15 protein-coding genes and 2 other RNA genes are annotated in these 18,709 nt (G+C 64.0%); 6 read left to right on the forward strand and 11 right to left on the reverse strand.

Annotated features, from left to right (window positions below; all coding sequences use genetic code 11):
• The first annotated feature begins 74 nt into the window (after positions 1-74).
• A complete protein-coding gene (locus VC212_RS08880; RefSeq protein WP_323515554.1) occupies positions 75-1,445 on the forward strand; it encodes an alpha-amylase family protein in 1,371 nt (456 codons plus the stop codon).
• Positions 1,446-1,503: 58 nt separating this feature from the next.
• Here the strand turns inward: VC212_RS08880 and VC212_RS08885 are convergent.
• Positions 1,504-1,579: non-coding RNA, sX9 sRNA (locus VC212_RS08885), on the reverse strand.
• Positions 1,580-2,217: 638 nt separating this feature from the next.
• Here VC212_RS08885 and VC212_RS08890 point away from each other — a divergent pair.
• On the forward strand, positions 2,218-3,888 hold the full coding sequence (locus tag VC212_RS08890) for a histidine phosphatase family protein (RefSeq protein WP_323515521.1): 1,671 nt from the start codon (positions 2,218-2,220) through the stop codon (positions 3,886-3,888).
• A gap of 144 nt (positions 3,889-4,032) precedes the next feature.
• Here the strand turns inward: VC212_RS08890 and VC212_RS08895 are convergent, their stop codons facing one another.
• A complete protein-coding gene (locus VC212_RS08895) occupies positions 4,033-4,968 on the reverse strand; it encodes a Gfo/Idh/MocA family oxidoreductase (protein WP_055851435.1) in 936 nt (311 codons plus the stop codon).
• A gap of 371 nt (positions 4,969-5,339) precedes the next feature.
• Here VC212_RS08895 and VC212_RS08900 point away from each other — a divergent pair, with 371 nt between their 5' ends.
• On the forward strand, positions 5,340-5,738 hold the full coding sequence (locus VC212_RS08900) for a VOC family protein (RefSeq protein ID WP_323515522.1): 399 nt from the start codon (positions 5,340-5,342) through the stop codon (positions 5,736-5,738).
• 91 nt (positions 5,739-5,829) lie between these two features.
• Here VC212_RS08900 and VC212_RS08905 read toward each other — a convergent pair whose 3' ends face one another.
• On the reverse strand, positions 5,830-6,807 hold the full coding sequence (locus VC212_RS08905) for an NAD(P)H-quinone oxidoreductase (protein WP_323515523.1): 978 nt from the start codon (positions 6,805-6,807) through the stop codon (positions 5,830-5,832).
• A gap of 366 nt (positions 6,808-7,173) precedes the next feature.
• Here VC212_RS08905 and metF point away from each other — a divergent pair, with 366 nt between their 5' ends.
• The gene (metF, locus tag VC212_RS08910; RefSeq protein ID WP_055850966.1) at positions 7,174-8,001 is read left to right on the forward strand and encodes a methylenetetrahydrofolate reductase [NAD(P)H]; all 828 of its coding nucleotides are present in this window, start codon (positions 7,174-7,176) and stop codon (positions 7,999-8,001) included.
• 146 nt (positions 8,002-8,147) lie between these two features.
• On the forward strand, positions 8,148-8,735 hold the full coding sequence (locus tag VC212_RS08915; RefSeq protein WP_323515524.1) for a hypothetical protein: 588 nt from the start codon (positions 8,148-8,150) through the stop codon (positions 8,733-8,735).
• 252 nt (positions 8,736-8,987) lie between these two features.
• On the opposite strand, the gene VC212_RS08920 is transcribed toward VC212_RS08915, so the two are convergent.
• The 6 genes from VC212_RS08920 to VC212_RS08945 all read right to left on the reverse strand — a co-directional run bounded on the left by VC212_RS08920 (position 8,988) and on the right by VC212_RS08945 (position 15,527).
• Positions 8,988-9,055: non-coding RNA, sX9 sRNA (locus VC212_RS08920), on the reverse strand.
• A gap of 65 nt (positions 9,056-9,120) precedes the next feature.
• Entirely contained in the window at positions 9,121-9,666 is a 546-nt protein-coding gene (locus tag VC212_RS08925) for an AAA family ATPase (protein ID WP_323515526.1), read from the reverse strand.
• A complete protein-coding gene (locus VC212_RS08930) occupies positions 9,654-10,601 on the reverse strand; it encodes a Nudix family hydrolase (RefSeq protein ID WP_323515527.1) in 948 nt (315 codons plus the stop codon). The genes VC212_RS08925 and VC212_RS08930 overlap by 13 nt, the downstream gene beginning before the upstream one ends.
• A 140-nt stretch (positions 10,602-10,741) precedes the next feature.
• Positions 10,742-11,107, reverse strand: coding sequence for a VOC family protein (locus tag VC212_RS08935; RefSeq protein ID WP_055850954.1), 366 nt, complete (start codon positions 11,105-11,107; stop codon positions 10,742-10,744).
• Between the two features lie 570 nt (positions 11,108-11,677).
• The gene (secA, locus tag VC212_RS08940) at positions 11,678-14,416 is read right to left on the reverse strand and encodes a preprotein translocase subunit SecA (protein ID WP_323515529.1); all 2,739 of its coding nucleotides are present in this window, start codon (positions 14,414-14,416) and stop codon (positions 11,678-11,680) included.
• A gap of 166 nt (positions 14,417-14,582) precedes the next feature.
• Positions 14,583-15,527 carry a M23 family metallopeptidase gene (locus VC212_RS08945; protein ID WP_323515530.1) on the reverse strand — a complete coding sequence of 315 codons (945 nt, stop codon included), beginning with the start codon at positions 15,525-15,527 and terminating at the stop codon, positions 14,583-14,585.
• On the opposite strand from VC212_RS08945, the gene VC212_RS08950 reads away from it, so the two are divergent.
• Positions 15,528-15,974: a DUF721 domain-containing protein gene (locus VC212_RS08950; RefSeq protein ID WP_082473545.1), complete on the forward strand. Its 447-nt coding sequence runs from the start codon at positions 15,528-15,530 to the stop codon at positions 15,972-15,974.
• A gap of 324 nt (positions 15,975-16,298) precedes the next feature.
• Here VC212_RS08950 and lpxC read toward each other — a convergent pair whose 3' ends face one another.
• A complete protein-coding gene (gene lpxC, locus VC212_RS08955) occupies positions 16,299-17,210 on the reverse strand; it encodes a UDP-3-O-acyl-N-acetylglucosamine deacetylase (protein ID WP_055850944.1) in 912 nt (303 codons plus the stop codon).
• A 230-nt stretch (positions 17,211-17,440) separates the two neighbouring features.
• Positions 17,441-18,676 (reverse strand): cell division protein FtsZ, encoded by a 1,236-nt coding sequence (ftsZ, locus tag VC212_RS08960; protein ID WP_055850941.1) that lies wholly within the window; start codon positions 18,674-18,676, stop codon positions 17,441-17,443.
• Between the last annotated feature and the right edge of the window lie 33 nt (positions 18,677-18,709).

Here is an 18,709-nt window from a genome sequence, read left to right on the forward strand (position 1 = left end):
GACTGGAGAACCATCCGATGCGCAACACGCTAGCTCATGCTCCACCCTCGCTCATGCAGCGTTGCGGCCGCCTGCTGCTGACAGCGCTGGTCTTGCTGCTGACCACCGCCAATGTACAGGCCGATGTCATCCTGCATGCCTTCAACTGGCCCTACGCCACTGTGGAAGCACGCGCCAAAGAGATCGCCGATGCCGGCTATCGCAAGGTGCTGGTGGCTCCCGCCTATCGTTCGCAAGGCAGTGCATGGTGGGCGCGTTATCAACCGCAGGATCTGCGCGTGATCGACGGCCCGCTGGGCGACACCGCTGCGTTCTCACGCATGGTGCAGGCGCTGGCCAACAATGGCGTTGAAACCTATGCCGACGTGGTGCTCAACCACATGGCCAACGAAGCCGCGACGCGTTCGGACCTCAACTACCCCGGCAGCGCGGTGTTGTCGCAGTACGCAGCCAACCCGGGACGTTACGATTCGCTGCGCCTGTTCGGCACCTTGCAGTCGAACTTTCTGAGCGCCAGCGACTTTGGCCCGGCGCAGTGCATCACCAACTACAACGACGCCTTCCAGGTGCGCAATTACCGCATCTGCGGCGGCGGCAGCGACCCGGGCTTGCCGGATCTGGTCGGTAACGACTGGGTGGTGCAACAGCAGCGCGCCTATCTGCAGGCACTCAAGGGCCTGGGCGTGACCGGCTTCCGCGTGGATGCGGCCAAGCACATGACCTTCGATCATCTGAACCGCGTATTCGATGCCGGCATCCGCTCAGGCGTCTATGTGTTCGGCGAAGTGATCACCGGCGGCGGCACCGGCAATAGCGATTACGATCAGTTTCTGGCGCCATATCTGCAATCCACGCCGCATGCGGCCTACGACTTTCCGTTGTTCAACGCAGTGCGCAATGCATTTGCGGTCGGTGCCAGCATGCAGCAGCTGGTGGACCCGGCGGGCGGTGGGCAGGCATTGCCGGGCAATCGCGCGGTGACTTTCGCCATCACTCACGACATCCCCAACAACGCCGGCTTCCGCTACGCCATTCTCGACCCGGTCGACGAAACCCTGGCCTATGCGTATCTGATCGGCCGAAACGGCGGCATGCCGATGGTCTACACCGACAACAACGAGAGCGGCGACAACCGTTGGGTCAACGCCTACCAGCGCGACGACCTGCGCCGCATGATCGGTTTCCACAATGGCGTGCAGGGCACCGACATGCAGGTGTTGTCGTCCAGTTCCTGCCACATCCTGTTCCGTCGCGGCAGCCTGGGCATCGTCGGCATCAACAAATGCGGCAACCCGGTCACCACCACCGTCGGCATGAACAACAGCGTGTTGTACTGGAATGCAGACTACGTGGACGCGCTGGGCTCGGGCAACGTGGTGCGCATTAGCAGCGGCTCCTACACGTTTACCCTGCCGGCGCGTGGCACACGGATGTGGCGGCGCTGATCCCGACCGCAGCCATGTGCCCACCGGCGTTGCCTGCATGTGCAGGTGATGTAAGAACGGCTAACAGCACGTAGCGAGCAGTCGTCAGGTGGGTGTGGACGGCGCGGACGAACCGGCATGTAAACGTGGTACATGCCGCACCGAGCAACGTCCGCGCCCGCCTGGCGGTGAGCACAGTCGTTTTATTGGCTGCTCTAAATCGCACCTGCACACCTGCCAGTAACCAGATCTCGCAAGCAGGCTACCGATAAGACAACTGCGTGAACGTCAACCTGTTGACCGCATCAGCCAACGCCTGTGCCGCATTTCGCGTACACAGGCGTTGTGCGTCTGCGGGCAACATGATCGCTTCGTATCGCGCAACGACACTGCGCGCATGCAGTCGCACTCGATGACACGCGCAAATCAAGCAAACGGGTGCGATCGACACATTCTTGGTCAGCAGATGAATCGATCGATAAAAACAGCGTTCGCGTCGCAACGAAACGCTCGGCTCCCCGGACCTACTGGCAATCGGATGCATGCTGCCCCACCTGCCCACATGGCGTGCAACCGGTTGACCGCGAGCCGATGGCCTTGCCGCATGAGCAATGATCGACACAACGTCGCAAGCAACCGTCACATGGGCTGACGGCGCGAGGCACCGACGGATACGCGGCCTATGCCGCATCCATCAGCGGTCGCCTTGCAGCTGTGCAGGCGCCGTGTCGGCAACTCGTGTTGCAACGCTACCGGACTCACCGATCAGTGGTGCATTACCGGAGCCCAGCCCATGCCTTTGTACTTCGTCCGTCATGGCGAGTCGCTCGCAAACGAACAGAACTATTTTGCAGGCGCGCAGAACTCGCCACTCACCCCGCTGGGCCGTCGCCAGGCGCGCCAGGCAGCCGATTACGTTCGTCAACGCGGGCTGCACTTCGATCAGGTCCACGTGTCCACGCTCGAACGCGCGCAGGTAACCGCGGCCATCATCCTGGAAGGCGTCACCGGGACCCCGCAGGTGATCTCCAGCGCTGCATTGGTGGAACGCGATTTCGGCATCTTCGCCGGCAAGAACAAAACGCTGATCAAGAAGTCGATCGGCCACCGCCTCTACGACGCCTGCTTCCACGATGCCGACGGCGCGCCGCCCGATGGCGAACACTGGATGGACATGTATGCCCGCTGCAAGCATTACTACGACACCGTGCTTGCGCCATTGGACCGGCAAGGCAAGCAGGTGCTGGTGGTGGCGCACAAATACATCGTCGAGGTGTTTGCGCTGATCGCCTCCGGCCTGCCACCTGCCGACTACATCGATTTCCGGCTGCCCAACTCCCGGCCGCTGTCGTGGGACGAGCTCAAGCAGATGACTGCGCGCAGCTCCTCGCGCATGAACTATCTGGGCGAGCAAACCGAAATCCATCTCCTGCAATGGATGTTACTCGCCGCGCTAGGCGGCTTCGCGCTGTCGTGCGCAGGCGTCCATGTGCCGCATATTGCCAGCACCACGGCCATCGTCGTCTTGCTGGCAGTCAATGCGTTCTTCCTGTCGGTACGCATCGAGGCCGGCGCCTTACGCCTGACCCAGGGGCCGGAAAACATTGCGCTGTGCGTGATCAGCGTGGCACGCGCGCTCTGTGCCATGCTGTTGCTCACACAGTTCCAGAACGAATGGATCCATGTGATTGGTTTGTTGTTGATCGTGCCGCCGGCGTTATCGGTGCCGACCTTCTCGCTGGCACGCGGCGGCGATTACTTTTTTGCAGCGCGCTACACGCTGGTGTTGTCGGTACTGCTGCCACTGCTCTTGCTGGTATTGGTTGTGGATCACCGTGAGCTGCTGGGCAACGCACATGCGCTGGAGCGGTTCTTCGTGGTGCTGCTGCTTGCCTTGGCACTGCCCTCGCTGGCCGCACAGGGATGGCGGCGGGCGCGGCCGATCGCAGCCGGCAAGCTCGCGACAAACTGGGGCTGGGTGGGCGCATTGACGATGGTGCCGATGGCCTTGCTGGTCGGGCTACGCACCGAAGGAACTGCACTCGTACACGCATTGATGGATGGCGGTTGGCACGCCTGGGGCGCATTGCTGCTGCCGTTTACGCTATTGCTGGCGTGCCGCGTGGGAAGTGCGTTGTACTTACGCGCGCACCAGCGCGTGACCGGCCAGCGGATCGACGCCGGCGTTGCAGCAGACATTCACCTGCTGCAGACCTCGCCCAATATCTTCCTGTGGCTCAGTCTCTTGTTGCCTGGCACGTTTACGCATGCGCCCACGTTGGTCGCCGGCACCTTGCTGGGTTTCTTCGCGTTTGCGTTGCTCGATGAGACGTGGGTGGTCAGGCGCTTCCGCGCGCAGATCACCCCAGCGCTGCGCAGGCCGGCGAGTACACCCATCTCGGTGGCGGATGTCCGCAACGCCGAAAACGTCGAGCAAGATGACGTGGCACTGGAAAGCCGTTGATCGGCACATGCGCAGCGGCGCTGCCACTGCGCATGTGGCGCGATGGCATTGAAATCATCGTGCAAATACGCGATCAAGACGAAACAACACCGACCAATCGTCGGTGTTGTTCTTCGGCACGGTCACCGCGATAGCGCGACCGACTTACCAGGCAAACGGCGCGGTGACCGTGCGTGCCCCAAGCAAAAACGCATCGGCCACATGCACGAACGGAGCGACATCCACCTCCGATTCGCCGGCACGCACCAACTGCACAAACCGCCGATATAGGCCATCGTATTCGCTGGATGCGGGTACGGTCTGCGCCTGCCCGTCGATGTGCAGTTTGGCACCGCCTTCGCTGAGCATCAGCACGCCCTGGGTGGTTTCCACTTCGATATCCCAGCGCTGGTGACCGGTCTGCAGGAAGTCGAACTCCGCCGTCACCGGCACGCCGGCGGTATCGACGAACGCAAGCCTGGCGTACAGCGGCGCCTGACGGTTTTGCGGCGTATGCAGCTCGGCCTCGCGCAATGCGAAGCTGCGCGGCAACAGGTGGGTGACGATGGACAACGCATTGATGCCGGGATCGAACACGCCCATACCGCCGGGTTCGAGGATCCAGTCCTGCCCGGGATGCCAGTGGCGGATGTCTTCCTTCCAGGTGATGTGCGCGCGCACGATCTGCTTATCGGCCAACCACGCGCGTGCAGGCTCCACGCCAGCCGCGCAACGCGAATGCCAACTGGTGAACAGGCTGCGCTGCGCGTGCTGCGCCACCTTGCGCAGGTCGTCGATCTCGGCAAGCGTGGCGGCCGGCGGCTTTTCCAGAAACACATGCCGGCCAGCGCTCAATGCCGCCTGCGCCAAGGCATGCCGCCCGACCGGTGGCGTGCATAAGGCGACGGCTTCAAGCTCCGGATGCGCGGCGAACGCTTCATCCAGGGTGTGATACGCCGGGACGCCATCGACCGTGCCATGCCGGCTCACCGTGGCCACCAACTGCACGTCCGGGCGCGCGGCGATGGTCGGCACGTGCTGGTCGCGGGCGATCTTGCCGATCCCGACAAGGGCAATGCGCAATGCGTCTGGATGCTTCATCGAAACCTTCGTGCTGATAGGGGAGTCGTGCTGGTTGCTTTGCACTGCCTGCTGCGACGGCATCGGGCCGACGCAACCTGTGGTGCGACCTCCGGCCACACGTGTGCGACGGCGCAGTGTACGGTCAGGCCATGGCCCGCTGCGAGACATCGCTCCTGCTTGTTTTGCTATACCTGCATGGGTGACATGCAGCGGCTCCGTCAGCATTCCGCGGCGCGGCGCCTGGCTGACAGATGCGATGCAGGCCACTGCGTCGGTTCCTGCAAGCGCCTTGACGGGCTGCAATCACTGCAGGCGATTGACCCAAGGCATCCGCACACACCAGGATCGCCAGCCGGCACAAGCGCGCCACTCATCACAGGACTGCATCGATGCTGCATCACGTATCCATTGGCGTTGGCAACATCGAAACCTCAGCCGCGTTTTACGACGCCGTGCTCGGCGCACTGGGCTATGTGCGGGTGTGGTCGGATCTGGAACCCGGCACGCTCGATCAGGCGGTCGGCTATGGCCGCCCCGGCGGCGAGGATTGTCTGGCGTTGAAACAGCAACAGGCAACGCACTGCGCGCCGGGCAGCGGATTCCATCTTGCATTCGCAGCCAGCACCGCCGCTGCGGTAGACGCTTTCCATCTGGCCGCACTTGAGCACGGCGGTCGCAGCAACGGCGTGCCCGGTTTGCGACCCGACTACGGCGATGCGTACTACGCCGCGTTCGCCATGGACCCCGATGGCCACCACATCGAAGCGGTGGTCGATCGCAGCGCATAAGCGCCTGCCAGCGGTATCGGCTCGCGTCCTCATACTGCTGCGTTTCGATCGTCCGTTGTCTGCGCAACTCGCAGCGACGACCGAGTGCGGACTACATCTCCAGCACCACCTTGCCCAGATGGCTGCCCTGCTCCAGATAGCGATGCGCCGCGGCCGCCTCACCGAGCGGGAAGCACTTGTCGATCAGCACGCGGATCTTGCCTTGTTCGATCCACGGCCACACCACGCGCTCGACCTCCGCGGCAAGGCGCGCCTTTTCGTCGGCAGTGCGCGGACGCAGGGTCGAGCCGGTGAGGATGGCCTGCTTGCGCATCAGCTGCGGAATCGGCACCTCGAGGGTCGAACCGGCCTGCGAGGCGATGTAGACGATGCGCCCGCGCGGGTTGAGCGCTTCCAGCGTATCGGCAAAGACCGCAGCGCCCACCATGTCGAGCGCCACGTCCACACCGCCATGCGCCTTGGCCACGGCCACAAACGATTCGCTGGTGGAATCGATTGCCACATCGGCGCCCAGCTCGCGCGCCTGCGCCGCCTTGCCGGCCGAGCGCGCAGTGGCCAACACGTGCGCACCGGCGGCCTTGGCCATCTGGATGGCGGTGACGCCAATCCCTGAAGTCGCACCATGCAGCAACAGCCATTCGCCGGCCGCCAAGCGGCCATGCTCGAACAGGTTGGTATAGGCAGTGAAGATGGTTTCCGGCAACGCGGCCGCCTGCACCAGATCCATGCCGGCAGGAATCGGCAGCACATGCCGCGCATCGACCGCCACATATTGGGCATAGCCACCGCCGCCCAGCAGCGCACAGACACGGTCGCCCACTTTCCAGCGACCGGCCGGCTCCACGATCTCGCCGGCCACTTCCAGACCCAGCGTTTCCGGCGCGCCCGGCGGCGGCGGATAGTGCCCGGCACGCTGCAGCAGATCGGGGCGATTGATGCCCGCCGCATGCACGCGTATCAGCACCTGCCCCGGCGCCGGACGCGGGCGCGCCTGCTCGGTGGCATACAGCGCGTCGGCGTCGCCCTTGCCGTCGCGGATGGCGATGGCGGTCATCGTGGTGTCGGACATGAAGGCGCTCCGTTAAAGGGCGCCCAGTGTAGGCAGGCAGATGTCAATGCATGGCGTAGAGCGTGCGACGCCGCTGCACACCAGGCCTGCATCACGCGCGCCTGCGTGCAGCGGACGCGCGTGGCAATGCTCACTCCTGGTCGGGAGCGACGCCCTGGTCGATGATCAAGTGGCGTGGGGTAGCCGAGCTTACCGCGCGCGCCGCGCCGCGCGACAAGTGCACGCAAGCAGACCCGACCATGCAATCGCTGCGTTGCGCACCTGCACGCTGGCATCGCCGCCAACCAATCGAGACACTCGCAACCAAATATGCATTCATCGCGATGAAGCGATATTATGCAAGCACGATCCGCCGGACCCGCCGCGATGACGCATCTCAGTTTCGAATTTTACCCACCCAAGACCGACGACCAGCGCGCGCAGCTGGACCGCACCGCGACCAAGTTGAAGGGCTATGCGCCCGAATATGTGTCGTGCACCTTCGGCGCCGGCGGCTCCACGCTCAGCTACACCTCCGAGACGGTGCGCCACCTCAAGCAGAAGCACGGCTTCGAATCGGCGCCGCATCTGTCCTGCGTAGGCGGCAACCGCCAGGAGATTCGCGAACTGCTCAAGCTGTATCGCGCCATCGGCTGTACCCGCATCGTCGCGCTGCGCGGCGACCTGCCCTCGGGCATGGGGCATCCGGGCGACCTGCGCTATGCCTCGGACCTGATCGCCTTTATCCGCGCAGAGCACGGCGATGCCTTCCGGATCGAAGTCGGCGCGTATCCGGAAACCCATCCGCAAGCGGTCGATGCGTTGAGCGATCTGCGCTACTTCAAGGCCAAGGTCGATGCCGGCGCCGATGCGGCGATCACCCAGTATTTCTACAACGCCGATGCCTACTTCCATTTTCGCGACGCGGTGCAGCGTATGGGCGTGGAGGTGCCGATCGTTCCCGGCATCATGCCGATCTCCAATTTCTCGCAGCTGCGGCGTTTTTCCGAGCAATGCGGTGCCGAGATCCCGCGCTGGATCGGCAAGAAGATGCAGTCCTACGGCGACGACGCCGACGCGGTGCGCGCCTTCGGCGCAGAAGTGGTGGCCAGTTTGTGCGAGCGCCTGATTGCCGGCGGCGCACCGGCGCTGCACTTCTACACGCTCAACCTGGCCAAGCCCACCACGCAAGTATTGCAACTGCTGGGGCGCTGAGCGCAGCTACGCGCTCGGCCCACTTGCAGCAATTCACCGGTACAAACGATTCAACTCCGGCGGGCGCGGCCAGCTACGTCACGCGCGCAGGCGCGCGTTCTTTCGCGTTTCTCGCCAGCTCACGCGCGCCCGGCTACGCTGCGCGGATGCCTCGCCTCCTGCCAGTGATGTTGTTGCTGCTATGCCTGCCTGCCGCCAATCGCTTGCAGGCACAGGAGATCCGTCGCTGCGTCACGCCGGACGGGCAAACCATGTTCACCGACCGCCGTTGCGAAGACGTGGGCGCCGCAATGCGCGCGCCACCGACCCCGCGCGCACAGGGCAATACCGGGCTGCACCGCTATGGCTGCCCACGCCGGTTGAGCGAGCTGGTGTCGCTCCTGCAAAGCGCCGTAGACAGCCGCGACGTCAATCGACTGTCCAGCCTTTACCTGTGGAGCGGGCAATCCGACGCGGCAGCCAACCAGGTGCTGAGCCGGCTGGAAGCCATCGTGCAACGCCCGCTGCTGGACATCGCACCGATGTATCCGCAGACCGATACACCGACCTGGGAGGCAGACACCGCCGCAACAGCCCCGTCGCTGGATGGCAGCGCGATCGACGCGCCATTGCCCACGCCCACACGCCCGCGCCCCTGGGGCCTGCGCTTGGAACAGAACCTCGCCAGCGGTACGCCTGCGCGCAGCGTGTTGCGCTTGCGGCGGCAGTACAACTGCTTCTGGGTGACGTTTTAAGTCCGCTTGCAAAAAGACTGCATGCAGCGCAGCGCGGTCGCCGCCGATGCTAGGAATCTGCATGTAACACCGCGGTTTATGAGCACGCCGTCTGAGCCGCGCGACGACGACTCGCTCGGTCTTGTCAGCCGACCTCACGATGGCAGCGAGATTGCATCGGTTTGACAGATTCTTGGGCGATGGCGGCGATGACCACCGCTGTTCCGAGTAACCCACCGACCTAAAGGCAGCCGGCACGCAGGGACCAAGCGCGGCTGACACAACGTAGCGAGCAGTCGTCAGGTGGGTGCTGAGGAACCGGAGTGTACGAATGGGTAGAGGCCGCACCGAGCGGCGGCCGCACGCGCCTGGCGGCTGCACAGTCGTTTTGGCAGCCGCGCCAAGGTCACGATGCGCCTGAAGGCTGCGCTGCAAGCCGGTGCATGAGCTCTGCGACCGCCTGCTGCGGGCTCAGCACGGCACTGTCGATCACCCAATGCGGCTCGGTCCATGCGACATAGTCGTGCGCCAGGACGGAAGACCACTCCGGCACGCGCAGTCCGGGGATCTCGCTACGCCGCGATTCGACGCGCTGCCGGTGCACGGCGAGATCGCTGCAGACCACTTCGATCTCCAGCAAGTGGCTCTGCGTGCGCAGCGCCACGGCGCGCCAGGATGCACGGGTGACCGGCAACGGATTCACGCAGTCGGCGACCACCACATGGCCGTGGCGTAGATTGGCCTGCGCAAGTGCGTAAGCGATCAGGTAGCCGGCCGGCCCGACCTCGGTGGCGAGTTCACCGCTCTCGCGCAGTGCCTGCTCGATCGTATCGATGCGCAGATAAAACGCGGGGCATTGCGTCAGCAACGCCTGTGCAATGGCGCTCTTGCCCACGCCCGGCAATCCACCTAACACCACCAGCGTCGGTGGCCGTTCGCTTACTGCGGCCACAGCGAGCGAATGGCCGCAATGCCTTGCGCGCCATGCGAGCGTGCTTCGCGCAGGTCGGCCGCCTGCATGCCACCGAGCGCGTAGATCGGCAACGACACCTGCTCGCGCAGGGTTTCGAATCTGTCCCATCCCAGCGGTGTCGCACCCGGGTGCGATGCGGTGGTCTGCACCGGGCCCAGCACCGCAAAATCGCAGCCCAGCCGCTGCGCATGACGCAAATCTTCCAGCCCATGGCACGAGGCGGCAACCAGCTGTTCTGCGGGCAGCGGGCGCTCCTGCAAACCGGCCAACTGCTCCGATCCCAGATGCACGCCGATACCAAGTTCCGCAGCCAGCGCGATATCGCGATTGAGCAGCAGCTGCGCGCGCGCACGACCACGCAGGCTCATCACCTGCTGTAACAACGCCTGCCAACGCGCAGGCGCGACCTGCCGCCCACGCAGCTGGATGCGGGTCACGCCGTCCTGCAGGGCGCGTTCCAGACCTTCCAGCCAGCGCGCGTCGTCCTCGGGCTCGGGCGTGATCAAATAGCGGTCGGGCTGACGCAGTACGCCCACTACCGGCACGTCGGCCGGCGGCATCGAATAGCGAGCCAGCTTGTCGGCCGCCACCCAGGTCATGGCCTGGCCTTCGCGGCCGCGCGGGCTGCCTTTCCAGGAAGCGATGTGGCGCACTTCCAGGCGCAGGCGCTTGTCCGGATACAGCTGCGGCACATCCATGACCCACTCGCCGACCTGAGCCTCGATGCCGAGTTCTTCATTGAGCTCGCGCACCAGCGCCTGCTCGGAGGTTTCGCCGGGCTCACGCTTTCCGCCGGGGAATTCCCACAGGCCGGGCATGTCGCGGGTTTCGGTACGCCGCGTCAGCAGGATGCGGCCGCGCGGGTCGGTGATCACGCCAGCGACGACGTGAATGGATCTTAGGGAATCGGGCATGCAATAAGAGTGCCGCGAGTGAGCGGTTCAACGCAATCACTCGGACCGCAGCCGAATGGGAATGCGAGGCTAGAGATACGCCAAGGCAAACCTGGCGCACGCTTCGACCACTCCGAATCTCAAATCACAAATCCCCGACCCTACAACGGATGCCCGATGCGCCAGAGCACCCCGCTGGGATCGTGCAAGGTGAAGTCGCGCGCACCCCATGGCCGGTCTTCCGGCGCACTGCAGCTCACCCCGAACTGCTCGTCCAGACCGGTGTCGTGCACGTGCTGCCACCAGCCATCCGCGTCGTCCACCCACAGGTGCAGCATCAGATTCTCGGCCAGCTCACGCAGATAAAAATCCTGTAGCAAAAACGCGCAATGGGTGCCATGCCGGAAACAAGTCACGTTGCCCACCTCGTCCTCCTGGACGAAGCCCAGTGCACGATAAAAGCGCTGCGACAACGCGTAGTCGCGCGCAGGCACGAACACCTTCAGTTGCTGGCTGGACAACGACATGACCGCACTCCACGCAGGACGTGGGCCTGAGCATACGCCCGCAGTCGCGCAGGCGGAAAAGCATGTCTACGGCAGGAACAATGAGCGCCGCAAGAGATGCGGGAGCGTAGAGCGGACCTCGCCGTGCCGGCACTCATCGGGAGAGAGATCGCCAAGCGCGTCTTCCATCCACACTCTAGTTTCTCGAAAACGCCGTCGACTCTCCGCGAGCAACGCCCGGCAGGAGGCGCCAAAGGCGCGGGGATCGGAAACCAGGCCATGGACCCGCATCCGCCACACGTGTCCGGCTTCCCAGGACGCCCACGGATACGCGTCGTAAGCAGAGCTCGCTTGGTAAAGGGGCGCGTGCCGAAGGCGCAAGCATCAAACGCGAAGACGTATCCCCTGCGTACGCCATTCCGTCACCGGACTTTCGAGCCCCCCAAGAATCCCTCTCGTAGGTAGAGCCACCTTGGTAAGGGGGCGCGCCGAAGGCGCGGGGATCGGAAGCAATACCGTGAGCCCGCTATCCGCGTTGCGGATAGCGGGTGCGCAGCCCGCTTCGCGGGCTGCGCCACGGTCAGCTCAGCATCAGCTGAGCTGACCGTGGCAGTGCTTGTACTTCTTGCCGCTGCCGCACGGGCATGGATCGTTCCGGCCCACCTTGGGTTCGTCGCGGGTGACCTGAGACACCGGTACCGGTGCGCTGCCACCCTGCATCTGCTCCACTTCCTCGTCGGCGCCATAACCGCCTGCATCCTGGTGCTGGAACTGCGAGGCCATCAGGCGTGCTTGTGCCTGAAGACGCTCCTGCTCTTCCAGCTCGGCCACTTCTTCTTCGCTGCGGATGCGCACGCGCGCCAGCAGGTTGACCACTTCGCGCTTGACGTTCTCCAGCATCTCGGAGAACAGCTCGAAGGCTTCCTTCTTGTATTCCTGCTTGGGCTGCTTCTGCGCGTAACCACGCAGATATATGCCCTGGCGCAGGTAATCCATCTTGGCCAGATGCTCCTTCCAGCCCTGGTCGAGCACCGTCAGCATCACGTGCTTTTCCAGCGCGCGCATGGTGTCGTTGCCCACCGCCGCTTCCTTCTCGGCGAAGTGCGCATCCACCGCAGTCTGCACCTTGACGGCAATCTGCTCGGCGTCCAGTTCTTCCTGCGTGCTTGCCATTTCGCGCAACGCCATCGGCATGCCCAGCTCCGATTCCAGCGTGGCTTCCAGGCCCTGCAGGTCCCACTGTTCATCCACCGAATTGGGCGGCACGAAGCGGGCGACCAGGTCATAGATCACATCGCCGCGGATGCCATCGACGTTGTCCTTCACCGACTCGGCGTCCAGCAACTCATCGCGCTGCGAATAGATCACCTTGCGCTGATCGTTGTTGACGTCGTCGAAGTCCAACAGGTTCTTGCGGATGTCGAAGTTGTGCGCTTCCACCTTGCGCTGGGCTTTTTCGATCTGCCGGCTGACCAGGCGATCTTCGATGACGTCGTCTTCTTTCATGCCCATCATGCGCATCGCCTTCTGGACCCAGTCCGAGGCGAAGATGCGCATCAGGTTGTCTTCCAGCGACAGATAGAAACGCGACGACCCCGGGTCGCCCTGACGACCGGCACGGCCGCGCAACTGGTTGTCGATACGCCGCGATTCGTGGCGCTCGGTCCCGATGATGTGCAAGCCGCCGGCCGACTTGACCGCGTCGTGGCGACGCTGCCAATCGGTCTTTATCTTGAAGCGCGCTTCCTCGGTCGCTTCCTCGCCCAGCGCGTGATACTCCGACTCAAGCGAGCCACCCAGCACGATATCGGTACCGCGACCGGCCATGTTGGTGGCGATGGTCACCGCACCCGGCTGACCGGCGTTGGCCACGATGGTGGCTTCGCGCTCGTGCTGCTTGGCATTGAGCACTTCGTGCTGCACGCCGGCCTTGCGCAGATGCTCGGACAGCATCTCCGAGGTCTCGATCGAGGTGGTTCCCACCAGCACCGGCTGACCGCGCTTGGCGCAGTCTTCGATGTCGGCCAGCACCGCATTGAACTTGCCCTTGCGGTTGAGGAACACCTGGTCCGGATGGTCCTTGCGCACGGTCGGGCGATTGGTCGGAATCACCACCACTTCCAGGCCGTAGATGCTCTGGAATTCGTAGGCTTCGGTGTCGGCCGTACCGGTCATGCCGGACAGCTTCTTGTACATGCGGAACAGGTTCTGGAAAGTAATGCTGGCCAGCGTCTGGTTCTCGCGCTGTACCGGTACGCCTTCCTTCGCTTCGACCGCCTGATGCAGGCCGTCGGACCAGCGACGCCCGGACAGGGTGCGGCCGGTGAATTCGTCCACGATCACCACTTCGCCATCGCGCACGATGTAATCCACATCGCGCTGATAGATCGCATGCGCGCGCAGCGCCGCGTTGAGGTGATGCACCACGCTCAGATTCTGCGCGGCGTACAGGCCGTCTTCGGCGTTTTCCAGGATGCCGGCCTGCATCAGCAGTTCTTCGGCGTGGCCCATGCCCGCCTCCGACAGATGCACCTGCTTGCCCTTCTCGTCGATCCAGTAATCGCCCTCGCCTTCTTCGCTTTCCTGCTTGGTCAGCTGCGGCACGATGCGGTTGACGCGGATGTACAGCTCCGGCGATTCGTCGGCCGGGCCGGAAATGATCAGCGGGGTGCGCGCTTCGTCGATCAGGATCGAGTCGACTTCGTCGACGATCGCGTAATGCAGATTACGCTGATAGCGGTCGGCGCGCGACAGCGCCATGTTGTCGCGCAGGTAGTCGAAGCCGAACTCGTTGTTGGTGCCGTAGGTGATGTCGCTGCCGTAGGCCTCGCGCTTGTCGCTGTGCGGCATGCCCGGATATACCACGCCCACGCTCAGGCCCAGCCAGTTGTACAACTTGCCCATCTGCGCGGCATCGCGGCGCGCCAGGTAGTCGTTGACGGTGACCACGTGCACGCCCTCGCTCTGCAGCGCGTTGAGGTACACCGGCAGGGTGGCGACCAGGGTCTTGCCTTCACCGGTGCGCATCTCGGCGATCTTGCCCAGGTGCAACACCATGCCGCCGATCAGCTGCACGTCGTAATGGCGCATGCCGAGGACGCGGCGGCTGGCCTCGCGGCAGACCGCAAACGCCTCGGGAAGGATCTTGTCCAGGGACTCGCCGGCGGCAAGCCGCTGCTTGAACTCCGGGGTCTTGGCTTGCAGCTCGGCGTCGGAGAGCTTCTCGATCGTCGGCTCCAGCGCATTGATCTGGGTGACGAGGCGGGTGAGCTGGCGCAGCTGGCGTTCGTTACGACTGCCAAAGACACGGGTAAGCAGACTGTTGATCATTGAAGAAACCGGTTGAAAAGGAACGGTTTGACCGACGCCGGTCCCCAAGACCCGACCGCCGTAAACGAAACAGGGCGCACTGCGCCCTGTCATGGCAACACCCTATTGTAGCTTGGGGCGAGCCTTCACGAATCAAGCACCTCCATCGGAGCGTGCCATGCCTTCGTCAACCGCGCCCTCGGCGCCCTACTGGTGTATTGGTGTCGCCCAGGAACTTGCGCGGATTGACCACACGTCCATCGGCCCACACCTCGAAATGCACGTGCGCGCCGGTCGAACGACCGCTGGAGCCGGCCCTGGCCACCTGCTGGCCAGCGCGGACCAGATCGCCCACCTTCACCACCAGCCGTGAGTTGTGCGCATAACGGGTGACGTAGCCATTGCCGTGATCCACTTCGACCACGTTGCCGTAACCGCCCCGCACACCAGCGTAGCTGACCACGCCGTCGGCGACCGACATCACCGGGTCGCCCACGTTGGCGTGGAAGTCCACGCCCTTGTGGAAGGCCGAACCGCCGTCGAACGGATCGGCGCGGCCGCCAAAGCCCGAGGTGATATAGGTGTTGCGGATCGGCATCCGCGAGGGCACCGAATTCTGCTCGAGCTGATGATCGAACATCAGCGACGCCAGTACGTTCAGTTGTTGGCCGGAGGCGGAAAACTGATGTTCGACTTGCCCTAGCGTCTCCTTGAGCGATTCGACCGGCATGTCGCTGACCGGCTCATCGCCGCCACCGACGCCGACCGGTTCGTCGAAGTCGAACTCGCCGTCCTTCAACTTGCCCATTTCGGTCAGCCGCTCGCCCAACGCGTTGAGGCGGGTGGCCTGCGCTTGCAGCTCGCCCATGCGTGCGGCCAGTGCATTGACCTGTGCCTGCGAGGCGCGCTGCGCCTGGGCCAGCTCGGCCTGCTGCTGCGCGACCTTGGCCTGCAGCGCGGAATTGGTCACCATGCCGGTAGCGGTGCTAGCACCGACGCCGATCAGCATGCCCAGGCCAAGTACGGCACCGAGCACCACCATCGGTCGATCCGACGCAAAGCCCTGGAACTGTCGGGCCACACGCTGGGCCCGGGTTTCGCGAGATTTGATTACAACTTTTTTTAACGCCATATGAGTGTCATGTCCAAGCCCAAGTCCAACGCACGTAACCCTTCCGCTCCGCAGCAGGCCATCGAGGCCGCGCTGGGTGAAAAGGCTGGCGACCCCTTGCGCCGAGCCTTGTGGCTCGATGCGCTGGACCGGCAGTTGCGCCCCCTGTTACCGCCCCATCTGGCCACCCGTTGCCGGTTGGCCAATGTTCGAGGCGAACAGCTCGTTTTTCTGGTTGATTCGCCGATCTGGCATGCCAAGGTGCGGCTTGCCGAGACCCAACTCCTTGATGCCGCCCGATCCATCGGGTTGAAGGCCACCGCAGTGACCGTCAAGACGGCAAGCACTCCGCTGCATTCCCCAACACAGCAGAACCGCGACCGTCCACGGCCGGTGTCCGAAGCCACGCACAAGGGTCTGCGCGAGGCACTGGCATCCTTGCAGGACGTCGTGCCGACCAAGCGGTGACGTCCCTGCCGCCGTTTCGGGGCGGCCAGCAGTGCGTGAAAAGATTGCGAAGATCACGCACGACCCGACGCATCCTAGCGGTCATGGCGCCCGCAGGAGTTAGAGAAGTCTTAAAAAAGAGTTAAGAACGGGACCTAAATCCGACCCGGTTCACGCTTTCGGTGCCGATTGCGGCATTCCCTGACACATAGCCGCGGGGTAGACACAGTCGGAGAACGGTCGTCGCCAGGGTGCGGCGGCGTTTAGCCGACCTCATGCAGCGGCCCATCGCCATCAGGCAGAGGCCGCGCTAACCGGAAGGCTGCGCGGCGGGTCTTGCCTGCCTCAGGCGTAGACGGGGCTGGCGTAGGTCACCGGCGGCTGCTCGGTTCCTTCGGGGAAGCTGACCCATTCCCAGGCGGCCTGATCCGCCAGCAGCGCGCGTACCAGCTTGTTGTTGAGCGCGTGACCGGATTTGAAGCCTTCGTAGGCGCCCAGGATGGCGCCGCCAGCCAGATAGAGGTCGCCGATGGCATCCAGGATCTTGTGGCGCACAAATTCGTTGGTGTAACGCAGGCCGTCCTCGTTGAGCACGCGGAACTCGTCCAGCACGATGGCGTTGTCCATCGAGCCGCCCAGGCCCAGATTGCGCTCGCGCATGTACTCGAGATCGCGCATGAAGCCGAAGGTGCGGGCGCGCGAGATCTCCTTGACGTACGCCGAGGTAGAAAACTCGATTTCCTGGCGCGACTGCTTGGCCGGGATCATCGGGTGATTGAATTCGATGGTGAAACCCAGCTTGTAGCCGTCATACGGCTCGAAGCGCGCGACTTTGTCGCCCTCGCGCACTTCCACCGGCTGTTTGATGCGGATGAAGCGTTTGGCCTTGTTCTGCTCGACGATGCCTGCCGACTGCAGCAGGAACACGAACGGGCCGGACGAACCGTCCATGATCGGCAACTCGGCCGAGGACAGCTCGACGATGACGTTGTCCACACCCAGGCCGGCCAATGCCGACATCAGGTGTTCGACGGTCTGGATCTTGGCGCCGTTGCAGGTCAGACCGGTGCACAGCGTGGTCTCGGTGACCAACTCCGCATCGGCAGGGACTTCGACGACCGGCTCCAGGTCCACACGCCGGAACACCACGCCGTGATCGACCGGGGCCGGTCGCAGCGTCATGTACACCTTGTCGCCGCTATGCAAGCCGACGCCGGTGGCGCGAATGGTGTTTTTGAGAGTGCGTTGCTGGGTCATATGCGAAGTCTGGGGGAACGATGCAGACAGACGCTGAACCGACCGTCTTATCTGATGAACATTATCCGAATTTTAACAAGTTGCGCGTGACGAAAGGTGTCATGCCCCGGTCTTGCCATTGTAAAAGCTGCCGGATCGTGACCGATCCGGCAGAAAAGGACATGGCATTACAGCCCCGACAGCGTCGGGTGGGACGGGCTACGCCGCCGTAGCGACGCAGCCGACGCCCATCAGTCGGCCTGGCGGCGCAGGAACGCCGGGATGTCCAGGTAATCGTTGGGCAGGTCTGCGGCCGGCGGTGCAGCATTGCCGGCGCTGTGGCTGCTGCCGACCGAGTCGCTGCTCGGACGACGCAGGCCCAAGCCCATGCTGCCGCCGACGGCCTTGGACACCGCGTCGCCGCTGGTGGTGTCGAAGTCGCCGAATTCCGGCTGGCCGGTGGTGGCATTGCGCACCAGCTTGATCGGCGCGCGCTGGTCCGGACGCTGGGTCTGGCGGGAAACCGCACGGTTCAGGCCAGTGGCGACCACGGTGACGCGCACTTCGTCCTGCATGTCCGGATCGAGCACGGTGCCGACGACCACGGTCGCATCTTCCGACGCGAACGCTTCGATGGTGCGGCCGATCTCGTCGAACTCGGCCATGGTGAAGTCCGGGCCGGCGGTGATGTTGACCAGGATGCCGTTGGCACCCGCCAGGTTCACATCGTCCAGCAGCGGGTTCTGGATGGCGGCTTCGGCAGCGGCCTGCGCGCGATCGTCGCCGCGCGCCGAACCGGTGCCCATCATGGCCAGACCCATTTCCGACATCACGGTGCGCACGTCGGCAAAGTCGACGTTGATCAGGCCCGGACGCACGATCAGATCGGCGATGCCCTGCACGGCGCCCTGCAGCACGTCGTTGGCAGCGCGGAAAGCCTGGATCATGGTGGCGTTGCGGCCAAGCACGGTGATCAGCTTTTCATTGGGAATGGTGATCAGCGAATCGCAATGCTGGCTCAGTTCCTCGATGCCCTTCAACGCCACCTGCATGCGGCGACGGCCTTCGAACGGGAACGGCTTGGTGACCACAGCCACGGTCAGGATGCCCATTTCCTTGGCCAGCTGCGCAACCACGGGGGCGGCGCCGGTACCGGTGCCGCCGCCCATGCCGGCGGTGATGAACACCATGTCCGCGCCCTGCAGCGCGTCCATGATGCGTTCGCGATCTTCCAGCGCCGCCTGACGGCCGACTTCCGGATTGGCGCCTGCGCCCAGGCCCTTGGTCACGTTGGTGCCGAGCTGCAGCTGCAACTTGGCGCCGCAGTTCTTGATCGCCTGCGAGTCGGTGTTGGCGGTGATGAATTCCACGCCATCGACATTGGTGTTGACCATGTGCGCAACGGCATTACCGCCGCCACCACCCACGCCAACGACCTTGATTACCGCGTTGGGAGCCATCTTTTCGATCAGTTCAAAATGTGCCATGTCAGTGTCCTTTTTAGATGCCGTGAATGGGGA

The organism is Xanthomonas sp. WHRI 8932A, from assembly GCF_035012785.1.
Lineage (GTDB): Bacteria > Pseudomonadota > Gammaproteobacteria > Xanthomonadales > Xanthomonadaceae > Xanthomonas.

Excerpts from the sequence above, each read along its gene's own strand:
- VC212_RS08950 (WP_082473545.1), top strand. The coding sequence starts at position 15,528 with ATGAGTGTCATGTCCAAGCCCAAGTCCAACGCACGTAACCCTTCCGCT.
- ftsZ (WP_055850941.1), bottom strand. The coding sequence starts at position 18,676 with ATGGCACATTTTGAACTGATCGAAAAGATGGCTCCCAACGCGGTAATC.
- VC212_RS08930 (WP_323515527.1), bottom strand. The coding sequence starts at position 10,601 with ATGCCCGATTCCCTAAGATCCATTCACGTCGTCGCTGGCGTGATCACC.
- VC212_RS08905 (WP_323515523.1), bottom strand. The coding sequence starts at position 6,807 with ATGTCCGACACCACGATGACCGCCATCGCCATCCGCGACGGCAAGGGC.
- VC212_RS08890 (WP_323515521.1), top strand. The coding sequence starts at position 2,218 with ATGCCTTTGTACTTCGTCCGTCATGGCGAGTCGCTCGCAAACGAACAG.
- VC212_RS08900 (WP_323515522.1), top strand. The coding sequence starts at position 5,340 with ATGCTGCATCACGTATCCATTGGCGTTGGCAACATCGAAACCTCAGCC.
- secA (WP_323515529.1), bottom strand. The coding sequence starts at position 14,416 with ATGATCAACAGTCTGCTTACCCGTGTCTTTGGCAGTCGTAACGAACGC.
- VC212_RS08895 (WP_055851435.1), bottom strand. The coding sequence starts at position 4,968 with ATGAAGCATCCAGACGCATTGCGCATTGCCCTTGTCGGGATCGGCAAG.
- metF (WP_055850966.1), top strand. The coding sequence starts at position 7,174 with ATGACGCATCTCAGTTTCGAATTTTACCCACCCAAGACCGACGACCAG.
- lpxC (WP_055850944.1), bottom strand. The coding sequence starts at position 17,210 with ATGACCCAGCAACGCACTCTCAAAAACACCATTCGCGCCACCGGCGTC.
- VC212_RS08945 (WP_323515530.1), bottom strand. The coding sequence starts at position 15,527 with ATGGCGTTAAAAAAAGTTGTAATCAAATCTCGCGAAACCCGGGCCCAG.
- VC212_RS08915 (WP_323515524.1), top strand. The coding sequence starts at position 8,148 with ATGCCTCGCCTCCTGCCAGTGATGTTGTTGCTGCTATGCCTGCCTGCC.
- VC212_RS08935 (WP_055850954.1), bottom strand. The coding sequence starts at position 11,107 with ATGTCGTTGTCCAGCCAGCAACTGAAGGTGTTCGTGCCTGCGCGCGAC.